We start from the raw sequence: 12,517 nt of genomic DNA, 5'->3' as shown, positions 1-12,517 counted from the left end.
ATGTAGATGATCAAGGAATCAGGTCGCGTCATCCTAGATCACATTCCGTCAGCTCCCGCCTCCCCGCGGCAGTCCCCCGTCCACGGCCGGCCTGGGCCGGCCGCGATGAGGTGCTCGCCAAGCGGTTGTGCCGCACGCGTGCACGGCCGGACCGTCCGACCGACGGGGAAGCGGCCACGGCGGGAGCAGAGCGGGGCGAACGGGTCCGGGGGTGCCCCGCCAGGCACTGACGGACGTACCTCCTGGGGCGACAGGGAGTGACTCCCGTCACTTCCAGTGACGGATGGGACATGTCTTCCGTGGACCGGGGCACGCGGGCACGAGCAAGACCACTGCGGGTATGCCGCGGTGCCGACATCGGAGGTACAGCGCGTCGTGTCCGAGCAGACGACCATCCACATCGCAGGGACCTGGCGGTCCGCGGTATCAGGAGTCACCCGAGAGGTCCTCGACCCGGCTGACGCCTCGGTCCTCGCCGTCGTCGCCGAGGGCGGCATCGCGGACGCCGACGCGGCCGTCAGTGCCGCCCGCGCGGCCTTCGACGGAGGGGAATGGCCCGAGACCCCTGTCCTGGAGCGGGCCGCACTGCTGCGCCGCACCGCCGACCTGCTCCACCGCGACCGCGAACGCCTCGGGCTGCTGGAGAGCCGCGACGCGGGCAAGACCCTCGAAGAGGGCCGCATGGACGTGGACTGCGTCGCAGACGCCTTCCGCTACTTCGCCGGCCTCGTCGCCGGTGAGAGCGCGGGCCGCGTGGTCGACGCCGGGACCCCCGACGTCCACAGCGTCGTCGTCCACGAGCCCGTCGGGGTCTGCGCCCTGATCACCCCGTGGAACTACCCCCTCCTCCAGGCCTCCTGGAAGATCGCCCCTGCCCTCGCCGCGGGCAACACCTTCGTGCTCAAGCCCAGTGAGCTCACGCCCATGTCCACGGTGGCCCTGATCGGCCTGCTGGCGGAGGCCGGACTGCCGGCCGGCGTCGCGAACCTGGTCACGGGACCCGGCGACCCCGTCGGCGCGCGCCTCGCCGCCCACCCCGACGTCGACCTCGTCTCCTTCACCGGCGGTCTCGCCAGCGGCACGAAGGTGATGCGCGCGGCCGCCGACTCCGTCAAGAAGGTCGCCCTCGAACTCGGCGGCAAGAACCCCAACGTCGTCTTCGCCGACGCCTGCGCCACCGAGGAAGGCTTCGACACCGCCGTCGACCAGGCCCTCAACGCCGCCTTCATGCACAGCGGCCAGGTCTGCTCCGCCGGCTCCCGGCTCATCGTCGAGGAGAGCGTCTCCGAGCGCTTCGTCGCCGAACTCGCCCGCCGGGCCGACCGGATCCGCCTCGGCCGCGGCACCGACCCGGCCGTGGAGTGCGGACCGCTGGTGTCCGCCGCCCAGCGCGCACGCACCGAGGAGTACGTGGCCTCCGCCCTCGCCGAGGGAGCCGTGCTCCGCTCCGGCGGCGAACGCCCCGACGGGCCCGGCTACTTCTACCGGCCGACCGTGCTGGACCGCTGCCACCGCGGGATGCGCGTCGTACGCGAGGAGGTCTTCGGGCCGGTCCTGACCGTCGAGACCTTCCGCACCGAGGCGGAGGCCGTCGCGCTCGCCAACGACACCGAGTACGGCCTCGCCGGCGCGGTGTGGACCTCCGACCCGGGCCGCGGCCGCCGCGTGGCGGGCCGGCTGCGCCACGGCACCGTCTGGATCAACGACTTCCACCCCTACCTCCCGCAGGCCGAGTGGGGCGGTTTCGGCAAGTCCGGCACCGGGCGCGAACTGGGCCCGTCGGGCCTGGCCGAGTACCGCGAGACCAAGCACGTGTACCAGAACCTCGCTCCGCGCCCCGTGCGCTGGTTCGCGGGCTGAAGGAGGAGCAGGGCCATGACCACCCCCACGCACACCCCCGGGCAAAGCCCCACGCGCACCCCCGGGCAAAGCCCCACGCGCACTTCCACGAACATCCCCGGGCAAGGCCCCGGGCAAAGCCCCGCCCACACCCCCGCACCCGCGGAGCAGGAGTACGACTACGTCGTCGTCGGCGGCGGCACCGCCGGCTCGGTGATCGCCTCCCGCCTGACCGAGAACCCGGACGTCACCGTCGCGGTCATCGAGGGCGGCCCCAGCGACGTGGACCGCCCCGACGTGCTCACCCTGCGCCGCTGGATGGGCCTGCTCGGTGGCGAGCTCGACTACGACTACCCCACCACCGAGCAGCCCCGCGGCAACTCGCACATCCGCCACAGCCGCGCCCGCGTCCTCGGCGGCTGCTCCTCGCACAACACCCTGATCGCCTTCAAGCCGCTCCCCTCCGACTGGGACGAGTGGGAGCAGTCGGGAGCCGAGGGCTGGCATGCGGCCGCCATGGACCCGTACTTCGACAGGCTCCTCAACAACATCGTCCCGGTGGCCGAGAAGGACCGCAACGCCATCGCACGCGACTTCGTCGACGCCGCGCAGAGCGCCCTGGGAGTCCCGCACGTCGAGGGCTTCAACCGAAAGCCCTTCCACGAGGGCGCCGGCTTCTTCGACCTCGCCTACCACCCCGAGGACAACAAGCGCTCCTCCGCGTCGGTGGCCTACCTCCACCCCGTCATGGCCGACCGCCCCAATCTCCGGATCCTTCTGGAGACCTGGGCCCACCGCCTGGAACTCGACGGCACCCGCGCGCGCGGAGTCCACGTACGGGCCTCGGACGGCACGGCATCCCTGATCACCGCACGCCGCGAAGTGGTGGTGTGCGCCGGCGCCGTGGACACCCCGCGGCTGCTGCTGCACTCGGGCATCGGCCGGCGCGAGGACCTGGAAACCCTCGGCATCCCCACGGTGCACGACCTGCCCGGGGTCGGGGAGAATCTGCTCGACCACCCCGAATCGGTGATCGTCTGGGAGACCGACGGCCCGATACCGGACAACTCCGCGATGGACAGCGACGCGGGGCTGTTCGTCCGGCGCGACCCCGACTCAGCGGGGCCCGACCTGATGTTCCACTTCTACCAGATCCCCTTCACCGACAACCCCGAGCGCATCGGCTACGAGCGCCCCGCGCACGGAGTGTCGATGACCCCCAACATCCCCAAGCCGCGCAGCCGCGGCCGCCTCTACCTGACCAGCGCGGACCCCGAGGTGAAACCGGCCCTGGACTTCCGCTACTTCACGGACGAGGACGACTACGACGGCCGGACCCTGGTGGACGGCATCAAGCTGGCCCGCAAGATCGCCGCGACCCAGCCGCTCGCCGGCTGGCTGAGGCGCGAGGTGTGCCCCGGCCCCGAGATCGCCGACGACGAGGAGCTGAGCGCCTACGCCCGCTCCGTCGCGCACACCGTCTACCACCCGGCCGGCACCTGCCGGATGGGGGCCGCCGACGACCCCGGGGCCGTCGTGGGCCCGGACCTGAAGATCCGCGGGCTCGAGGGCATCCGCATCGCGGACGCCTCCGTCTTCCCGACGATGCCCGCGGTCAACCCGATGATCGGAGTGCTCATGGTCGGCGAAAAGGCAGCCGAACTGCTGTCCCGGGAAGGCGGCACCCGGTGAACGCCAGCTCCCCCGCCACACCTCTCGGCCCCGCCACACCTCTCGGCCTCGCCACGCCCGCCACGCCCCCCGGCCCCGCCGCGCCCCCCGTCTTCGCCGTGGACGGCCTGTGGAAGGTCTTCGGGCCATCGAAGGCCGCCGCAAAGGTGCCCGGCTCCGCCGACGCCCTCCTGACCGCCGCCGAACTGCGCGAGCGCACCGGTTGCACCGCGGCCGTCCGCGACGTCACCTTCGACGTCCGCAAGGGCGAGGTCTTCGTCGTGATGGGCCTGTCCGGCTCCGGCAAGTCCACCCTCGTACGCTGTCTCACCCGGCTCATCGAGCCCACCGCCGGAAGCGTGACCATCGACGGGGAGGACGTCCTGGCCATGGACGCCACCCGGCTGCGTGACCTGCGCCGCCACCGCGCCGCCATGGTCTTCCAGCACTTCGGCCTGCTCCCGCACCGCACCGTCCTCGACAACGTGGCCTACGGACTGGAGATCCAGGGCGTCGGACGCGGTGAGCGCCGGGACAAGGCCGTCGAGCTCGTCTCCAAGGTCGGACTCGGCGGACTGGAGGACCGGCGCCCCGACCAGCTCTCGGGCGGCCAGCAGCAGCGCGTCGGCCTGGCCCGCGCCCTCGCCGCCGACCCCGAAGTGCTTCTGTTCGACGAGCCGTTCAGCGCACTCGACCCGCTCATCCGGCGCGAGATGCAGGAGGAGGTCGCCCGGCTCCACCACGAAGAGGGCCGCACCATGGTCTTCATCACCCACGACCTCGCCGAGGCCCTGCGCCTGGGCGACCGGATCGCGCTGATGCGCGACGGCCGCATCGTGCAGCTCGGCACGCCCGAGGAGATCGTCGGCTCGCCCGCCGACGACTACGTACGGGACTTCGTTCGCGACGTCCCCCGCGAACAGGTGCTCACCGTCCGCACCGCGATGCGCCCCGCCGCTGTCGGCGAGGCCGGACACGGACCCGCACTCCACCCCGCCACCACCGTGGTCGAGGCCATCCAGGCCGTCGCCCGCACAGGCGGTCCGGCTCGCGTGGTCGACCGCGGCCGCTGCCTGGGCGTCGTGGACGACGCGGCGCTGCTCGCCGTGGTGGCCGGTCTCCCGGCCGTGACCGGACGGGGGGTGGCGCAATGACCTGCCCCGCTCTTCGCGGCCCTGACCGTACGCGGCGCGGCGCAACGACCCGCCCCGCGCATCCCGCGCCGCCCGTCTCCGACGCCCGGAGGTGGTGCGCGTGACCGCGATCCCGACCCACACCCCGCCCGACACCCGCACCGCAGCCCCTTCGAAAGTCCCGCAATCCTCCGAGCGGCCCACGGGCCCTCGTGCCTCCCGCACGGCGCCCACTCCGCAAGGCCGCTCCCTCAGAGCCCTGCCCGGCCTCGCCGCCCGCCGCGGACTCCTCCTCCCGATGGGCGTGGCCCTCGTCCTGCTGCTCCCGCTCGCCGTGGCCTTCCCCGGCGCCGGCAGCTGGCCCACGGCCCTGGCCGTCGACCTGTCCGGCCCGCTCGACCGCTCCGGCGACTGGATCATCGACCACCGCGACAGTCACCCGCTGTTCCTCTACTTCTTCGGCCACGTCAGCAATGCCGTCGTGGTGTCCGTCCGCGCCGTGTACGTGCTCCTCCTCGCCGCCGGCTGGACCGGCGTCACCGCCCTGGCCGCGTTGGTCGCCTGGCGCCTCGCCGGCATCCGGCTCGCCCTGACCTGCGCCGCCGCTTTCGCCGCCTGCGGACTGCTCGGCATGTGGGTGCCGACCATGCAGACCCTCGCGCTGATGGCCGTCGCCGTCGCCGCCGCCGTCGCACTCGGGGCCCTGCTGGGCCTCGCGGCGGGACTCTCCCCGCGCGCCGGCCGCGTCCTGCGCCCCGTACTCGACACCATGCAGATCCTGCCGGCCTTCGCGTACCTGCTGCCGATGGTGCTGGTCTTCGGCATCGGAGTGCCCGCCGCCGTCCTCGCCACCGTGGTCTACGCCGCCCCGCCCATGGCCCGCCTGACCGCCCTCGGCCTGCGCCAGGCCGACGCGGGCGTCATGGAAGCCGCCGCCTCGCTCGGTGCCACCGGCCGCCAGCGGCTGCTCACCGCCCGCCTTCCGCTCGCGCGCCGACAGCTGCTGCTGGGCGTCAACCAGGCCATCATGATGAGCCTGTCCATGGCCGTCATCGCCTCCGTGATCGGCGCGGGCGGTCTCGGCGACCGCGTCTACCAGGCTCTCGCCTCCGTGGACGTCGGCGCCGCCCTGGCCGCCGGCATCCCGATCGTGCTGCTCGCCGTGGTGCTGGACCGCACCGCCGACGCCGCGGGCCGCCGACTCGGCGCCGCCCCCGGGTCCGACGGCGAACAGCACCTGCTGCGCCGGGTGTTCTCGGGCTGGTACGGCCGCCTGCTCACCCTCCTCGCGGCGGTGGCCGTCGCCGTCGCCGGCCGCATCGCCGGCAGCTCCCTGTGGCCCGAGTCCTGGACCGTCTCCCTGGCCGGCCCGGTGAACTCGGCCGTCGCCTGGATGACCGACCACCTGTACACCGGCGTACCCGTCGTCGGCGGCACCGCCGACTGGGCCGCCCACTTCACCGGCTGGATCCTCGACCCGCTGCGCAGCGGGCTCCAGGCCGCTCCCTGGTGGCTGCTCCTGCTCGTGGCCTGCGCGCTCGCCCTGCTCGCGGGCACCTGGCGCACCGCACTCACGGCAGTCCTCGCCCTGGCCGCCATCGGAGTGCTCGGCGTATGGGAAGCCTCCCTGGACACGCTCTCCCAGGTCCTGGCAGCCGTGGCGGTCACGCTCGTACTGGGCTTCACGATCGCCGTGGGAGCCGCCCGCAGCGCCCGAGCCGAGCGGCTGCTGCGGCCCGTCCTCGACGTCTGCCAGACACTGCCGCAGTTCGTCTACCTCATCCCCGTCGTCGCGCTGTTCGGCGTCGGCCGCGCACCGGCCGCCGCGGCCGCGGTCGTGTACGCGCTCCCAGCCGTCGTCCGGATCACCGTCCAAGGCCTGCGCGAGGTGGACCCGACCGTCGTGGAGTCCGCCCGCTCGCTCGGCGCGACGCGCTCACAGCTGCTGCGACAAATCCAACTACCGCTGGCCCGGCCCGCGTTGCTGCTGGCTGTCAACCAGGCCGTGGTACTGGTTCTCGCCGTCGTCATCATCGGCGGCCTGGTCGGCGGCGGCGCGCTCGGCTACGACGTCGTCCTCGGCCTCGCCCAGGGCGACCTGGGCACCGGCCTGGTGGCCGGCGCCGCGATCGTCTGCCTCGGCCTGCTCCTCGACCGCCTCACCCAGCCCGCGAAGGAGGCCTGACATGCGCGACGCACACCACGGGCGCCCCGGCCTCGACCGCCGGCGCGGCGCGGCCGTCCTGGCCGCCGCCACCGGACTCGCCGTCCTCACCGGATGCGGGGCCGCCGACATGACCCGCCAGTCCTCCCCGTACGCCGCCGCACAGGGCGCGAAGACCGTCACCCTCTCCGTCCAGTCGTGGGTCGGCGCCCAGGCGAACACCGCCGTCGCCTCCTACCTCCTCGAACACGAGCTGGGCTACCGGGTGGACACCGTCCAGGTCGACGAGGTCCCGGCCTGGGACGCCCTCAGCCAGGGGCGCATCGACGCGATCCTGGAGGACTGGGGCCACCCGGAACAGGAGAAACGGTACGTCGAGGCCAAGAAGACCATCACCCCCGGCGGCGATCTGGGAGTGACCGGCCACATCGGCTGGTTCGTCCCCACGTACTTCGCCGAGTCCCATCCGGACGTCACCGACTGGAAGAACCTCGACAAGTACGCCGACCAGCTGCGCACACCCGAAAGCCGCGGCAAAGGCCAGCTGATGGACGGCTCACCGTCCTACGTCACGAACGACAAGGCACTGGTGAAGAACCTGGGCCTGGACTTCGAAGTGGTCTTCGCAGGCTCGGAGGCCGCCCAGATCACCCAGATCAAGCAGTTCGCGAAGGAGCACAAGCCCTTCCTGACGTACTGGTACGAGCCGCAGTGGCTCTTCGAGCGCGTCCCGATGACCGAGGTGAAGCTGCCCGAGTACACGGCGGGCTGCGCCGACGATCCACAGAAGGTGGCTTGCGCCTACCCGCACACGCCGCTCCAGAAGTACCTGAACACACGCTTCGCCGAGTCGGGCGGAAAGGCGGCCGACTTCCTGAAGAAGTTCCGGTGGACCAAGGAGCAGCAGAACGAGGTGTCCCTGATGATCGCCGAGGAGAAGCTTTCGCCACAGCAGGCGGCGAAGAAGTGGGTGGAGCGCAACGAGAACGTGTGGAAGCCCTGGGTGAATTGACCAGCTTCCCGCCCCCGGCCTCCGCGCCCATGCCTACGGCGAGCGTGCGGAGGCGGGGGAGGTCGTCCTCATGCGGCCCGGCGCAACAGTGGATGCTGGCGTGGCCCGCTTCGGCGAGCGGGCGGGCACGGGAGCGGTTCTGAGGGACCCGGCCGAAGCGGTGTGATGCAGATCGCACAGCTCTCTTCGCCTCCCCGGCAACCCCGTCGGGTGCGGCGGCAACTGAAGGCTGACAGAGCAGCACTCAGCTCCCTTTCCGCACAAGGAACTTCACCCGATGCCCCTTTCCTCTGACCGCCGCTTGCCCGCCCGCCGCCGTCTCGTCCTGGTCACCACGGGACTCGTCACTGCGGCGGCGCTCGGCGTCCTCCCGTTCGCCACGCGCGCCGACGCAGGTGCCGTCGATCTCGCACACGCCGTTCTGCCCTCCCAGGACGGCTGGGCGTCGAGCGGCTCCGGCACCACCGGCGGACAGGCCGCCGACGCCGCGCACGACGTCACCGTCACCACACGAGCCGAACTGGTCAAGGCGCTCCGCGCGGGCCCGTCAGGCGCCCCGAGGATCATCCGCGTAAAGGGTCGCATCGACGCCAACACGGACGACCAGGGTCGCCCTTTGACCTGTGCCGACTACGCCAAGGGCACCGGCTACACGCTCGCCGCCTACCTCAAGGCCTACGACCCGGCGGTGTGGGGACGGTCCAAGCTGCCGTCCGGCGCGCAGGAGTCCGCTCGGGCGGCGGCGCAGGCGAAGCAGGCGGAGCGGGTCGGCATCACCGTGCCGTCGAACACCACGGTCATCGGCGTGCCCGGCACCGACGCGGGCATCAACGGCGGCAGTCTGAAGGTGCAGAAGGCGGACAACGTCATCATCCGCAATCTGACCTTCGCCGACACCCGTGACTGCTTCCCCCAGTGGGACCCCACGGACGGCTCCGAGGGCAACTGGAACTCCGCGTACGACGCCGTGACCCTGCGGGGGGCGACCCATGTGTGGGCCGACCACAACACGTTCACCGACAGCCCGCACTTCGACGCCTCGAACCCGCGCCACTTCGGCCGCGAGTACCAGGTCCACGACGGAGCCCTCGACATCACCAACGCCTCGGATCTGGTCACCGTCTCGTACAACCGCTTCACCGACCACGACAAGACCATGCTGATCGGCAGCAGCGACAAGGACACCAAACTCCGTGTCACGTTGCACCACAACGTCTTCCAGGGCATCGTGCAGCGCGCGCCGCTGGCCCGGGTCGGACAGGTCCACCTCTACAACAACCACTTCGACACCACCCCGCGCAACGGCTACACCCACGGCTACAGCGTGAACGCGCGCGCCGGCGTCCAGATCGTGGCGCAGAACAACCACTGGACGCTCTCCTCCGACCGAAAGGCCTCCCAGCTCCTGTCGGGTGACGGCACGGGCGCCTTCGCCGGCAGCGGGAACATGGTCAACGGCTCGGTCACCGACCTCGTCGCCGCCCACAACGCCGCGAACAAGAAGAAGGTCAAGCCCGCGACGACGTGGAAGCCCACCCTCGTCAGGGGACTGGAGTCCTCTGCGGCGGGCCTGCCCGCCTCCCTCGCCCGCAGTGCGGGCGCAGGCGTCCTGAAGTGACCCAACGCCCCGGTGCCCGGGCGGGCGCGCCGGCCGCGCCCGGGCACCAGGGGCAGCCGTGCCGCCCGGCCGCCCGCTCCAGGATCCTCCCGGCCGGCCCGCGGGCCTGGGCGCTGCCGGGCGCGAGGCGCATCAAGCGGGGGAGGGCGGCGAACCCGGCCGGAAACACCAGGTCATGCTCAAGGACGAGCCGCCATCCCAGCTCCTTCCACGCCTCTGCGTCATCCTGGCATTCCACCCGCTCCAAGAGCTCCGGTACACGATCGACGTCGAACCAGCAGTCACGCATCTGCGCCCAGTCCACCACTCCCTCATTGAACCTTCCATCCAACGGTTGCGACTCGGCCGGGGTCCGGTGTATCGCGGACGTATCGAAAATCGCATACGCCCCCGCAACCGCCCTCCGTCTCCCATCAGTGCATGAACCCCAACGCATCCCCGTCAGCGCCGCCCCGCCGCACGCGCGCAATCGTGCTCCTCGGCCTGGCCGTCCTCGGCATGGCGAGCGCCGCGTTCGTTGTACGGCGGCCGCTCATGATGGCCGCGCCGGCGTGCATGGCCGGGCGGTGGCACGGCTGCTTCGATACGTTCAACGGTGTGGTGCTCGTCACGCTGGTCCTGCTGCCGCCGGCCGCGCTGATGGTGTGGGCGCTGGCGCGCCGTCGGCGTGCCCCCGGCGTCCCATCGGCGTGGCGGACGTCGCTGGCCGAGGTGGGCATGGTCCACGGGACGGTGCCGTTCCTGTGGCTGACCATGATGCCGGGCGCCTTGGCCGGCACCGTCCCCGGCCGGGTGAGCCTGGTACCGCTGCAGGACCTGCTCACGATGGGCCCGCTCGGGATCGTCGGCAACCTGCTGGTCTTCGCGGCGCTGGGGTTCTTCGCCCCGATGCGGTTCGCGGCGCTGGCGTCCGTGCCGCGGATCCTGGCCCTCGGGGTGGGCTGCTCGGTCCTGGTTGAAACCGCACAGTACGTCCTGCGGCTGGACCGGGTGTCCTCCGTGGACGACGTACTGGTCAACGCCATGGGCGCCGTGCTGGCCGCGCTGGCGTCGCGCCGCTGGTGGCGCACTGCGGCAAAAGCACCGTCGGACCAGCCCCGCCCCGCCCTGGCAGCGGCAGGCTGACTCGCGTGCCCGGTGACCACACGTCGTTGCATACGGCGGCGATATGGTGTGCTGCTTAGGCTTCGGACATGCGCGTACTGATCGTGGAGGACGAGCCCTACCTGGCCGAAGCCGTCCGTGACGGTCTGCGGCTGGAGGCGATCGCCGCCGACATCGCCGGCGACGGCGACTCCGCCCTGGAACTGCTCAGCGTCAACTCCTACGACCTCGCGGTCCTCGACCGCGACATTCCCGGCCCCTCCGGCGACGAGGTCGCCCGGCGCATCGTCGCCTCCGGCAGCGGCATCCCGATCCTCATGCTCACGGCTGCCGACCGGATCGACGACAAGGCCTCCGGGTTCGCGCTCGGCGCCGACGACTACCTCACCAAACCGTTCGAGCTGCGGGAGCTCGTCCTGCGGCTGAGGGCGCTCGACCGCAGACGCGCGTACGCCCGGCCGCCGGTCCGCGAGATCGCGGGCCTGCGGCTCGACCCCTTTCGGCGGGAGGTCTTCCGCGACGGACGCTACGTCGCGCTCACCCGCAAACAGTTCGCCGTGCTGGAAGTCCTCGTCGCCGCCGAGGGTGGCGTCGTCAGCGCCGAAGAGCTGCTGGAACGCGCCTGGGACGAGAACGCCGACCCCCTCACCAACGCCGTGCGCATCACCGTCTCCGCGCTGCGCAAACGGCTCGGTGAACCATGGGTCATCGCCACGGTGCCCGGCGTCGGCTACCGCATCGACACACCGACACAGACCGGACACGGGGGAGGAGAGCGTGGATAGAGCGCCTGGGATGAGCGTGCGCGCCAAGCTCGCCCTCAGCTACGCCGGTTTCCTCATGCTCGCCGGCGTCCTGCTGCTCGCGGCGGTGTGGGTGTTCCTCCTGCGCTACGTCCCCGAACGTGCGCTCCTCGTCTCCTCCGACACCCCCACGCATGGTGTCTTTCCCATCCGGTCCAACCTCCTGCGCGTTTTCGCACCGAGGGCAGCCGCAGTACTCGCGTTCCTGCTGGTGCTCGGCCTCATGGGAGGGTGGGTCCTCGCCGGCCGGATGCTCGCACCCCTCACACAGATCGCCGATGCGGCACGGACGGCCGGGAACCGGTCCCTGTCCCACCGGATCCGCATGAAGGGCAGGAAGGACGAATTCCGCGAACTCTCCGACGCTTTCGACTCGATGCTCGAACAACTCGAGTCCCACGTCGCCGAGCAGCAGCGGTTCGCCGCGAACGCCTCCCACGAACTGCGCACTCCGCTGGCCATCTCGCGGACGCTCCTCGACGTCGCCCGCAAGGACCCCTCACGGGACCGGGGCGAACTCATCGAACGCCTGCACGCGGTCAACAAGCGGGCGATCGACCTCACCGAGGCCCTCCTGCTGCTCAGCCGCGGCGACCGCGGAAACTTCACCCGTGAGCGTGTCGACCTCTCCCTCATCGCGGAAGAAGCCGCCGAAACGCTGCTTTCCCTCGCCGAACAGCGCCGGATCACGCTCGACGTCACCGGTGGGGTCGCCCAGACCAGCGGATCCGCCGAACTCCTGCTGCGGATGGTGACGAATCTCGTCCAGAACGCCATCGTCCACAACCTCCCCACCGACGGCACCGTGAAGATCCATACCGAGGCGCACGGCGACACGAGCGTGCTGCAGGTCGAGAACACGGGCCGCCGGCTCCCACCGGAACTGGTACCGACCCTCGCCGAACCCTTCCAGCGCGGAACGGAACGCGTCCGCACCGACGAGTACGCCGGCGCCGGCCTGGGCCTGGCCATCGTGCACAGCATCGTCCGCGCCCACGACGGGACCCTCGACCTCGTCCCGCGCCCCGCCGGCGGCCTCCTCGTCACGGTCCGGCTGCCCGGCACGCCGTAGGCACGTCATCCGGGCGGGGTCCACCAGATCGTCCGCCGGCCGGGCCTCCACACGCCGGTGCCCCGCAGGGGCGGCTCGCGGGCGGTCACCCTCAACCTGCC

The 12,517-nt window shown here is 71.8% G+C and carries 9 protein-coding genes; all 9 read left to right on the top strand.

Annotated elements, in window-relative coordinates; all coding sequences use genetic code 11:
• Positions 1–375 precede the first annotated feature (375 nt).
• The 9 genes from ACWGIF_RS04815 (at position 376) to ACWGIF_RS04775 (ending at position 12,416) form a co-directional block, all read left to right on the top strand.
• Positions 376–1,860, top strand: coding sequence for an aldehyde dehydrogenase family protein (locus ACWGIF_RS04815; RefSeq protein WP_453491102.1), 1,485 nt, complete (start codon positions 376–378; stop codon positions 1,858–1,860).
• Positions 1,861–1,875: 15 nt separating this feature from the next.
• Positions 1,876–3,531 carry a GMC family oxidoreductase gene (locus ACWGIF_RS04810; RefSeq protein ID WP_453491099.1) on the top strand — a complete coding sequence of 552 codons (1,656 nt, stop codon included), beginning with the start codon at positions 1,876–1,878 and terminating at the stop codon, positions 3,529–3,531.
• Positions 3,528–4,664, top strand: a complete 1,137-nt coding sequence (locus ACWGIF_RS04805; RefSeq protein ID WP_453491096.1) for a quaternary amine ABC transporter ATP-binding protein — start codon at positions 3,528–3,530, stop codon at positions 4,662–4,664. Before ACWGIF_RS04810 ends, ACWGIF_RS04805 begins: the two co-directional genes overlap by 4 nt.
• 277 nt (positions 4,665–4,941) lie before the next feature.
• A complete protein-coding gene (locus ACWGIF_RS04800) occupies positions 4,942–6,828 on the top strand; it encodes an ABC transporter permease subunit (protein WP_453491227.1) in 1,887 nt (628 codons plus the stop codon).
• 1 nt (position 6,829) lies between these two features.
• Positions 6,830–7,819 (top strand): ABC transporter substrate-binding protein, encoded by a 990-nt coding sequence (locus ACWGIF_RS04795; protein ID WP_453491093.1) that lies wholly within the window; start codon positions 6,830–6,832, stop codon positions 7,817–7,819.
• Between the two features lie 277 nt (positions 7,820–8,096).
• A complete protein-coding gene (locus ACWGIF_RS04790) occupies positions 8,097–9,437 on the top strand; it encodes a pectate lyase family protein (protein ID WP_453491090.1) in 1,341 nt (446 codons plus the stop codon).
• Positions 9,438–9,857: 420 nt separating this feature from the next.
• Positions 9,858–10,562 (top strand): VanZ family protein, encoded by a 705-nt coding sequence (locus ACWGIF_RS04785; protein WP_453491087.1) that lies wholly within the window; start codon positions 9,858–9,860, stop codon positions 10,560–10,562.
• Positions 10,563–10,630: 68 nt separating this feature from the next.
• Positions 10,631–11,326 carry a response regulator transcription factor gene (locus ACWGIF_RS04780; RefSeq protein WP_453491084.1) on the top strand — a complete coding sequence of 232 codons (696 nt, stop codon included), beginning with the start codon at positions 10,631–10,633 and terminating at the stop codon, positions 11,324–11,326.
• Between the two features lie 10 nt (positions 11,327–11,336).
• Positions 11,337–12,416 (top strand): sensor histidine kinase, encoded by a 1,080-nt coding sequence (locus tag ACWGIF_RS04775; RefSeq protein ID WP_453491081.1) that lies wholly within the window; start codon positions 11,337–11,339, stop codon positions 12,414–12,416.
• Positions 12,417–12,517 lie beyond the last annotated feature (101 nt).

It is taken from the genome of Streptomyces sp. NPDC054849, assembly GCF_053610945.1.
This window is presented reverse-complemented; position numbering and strand designations above follow the sequence as displayed.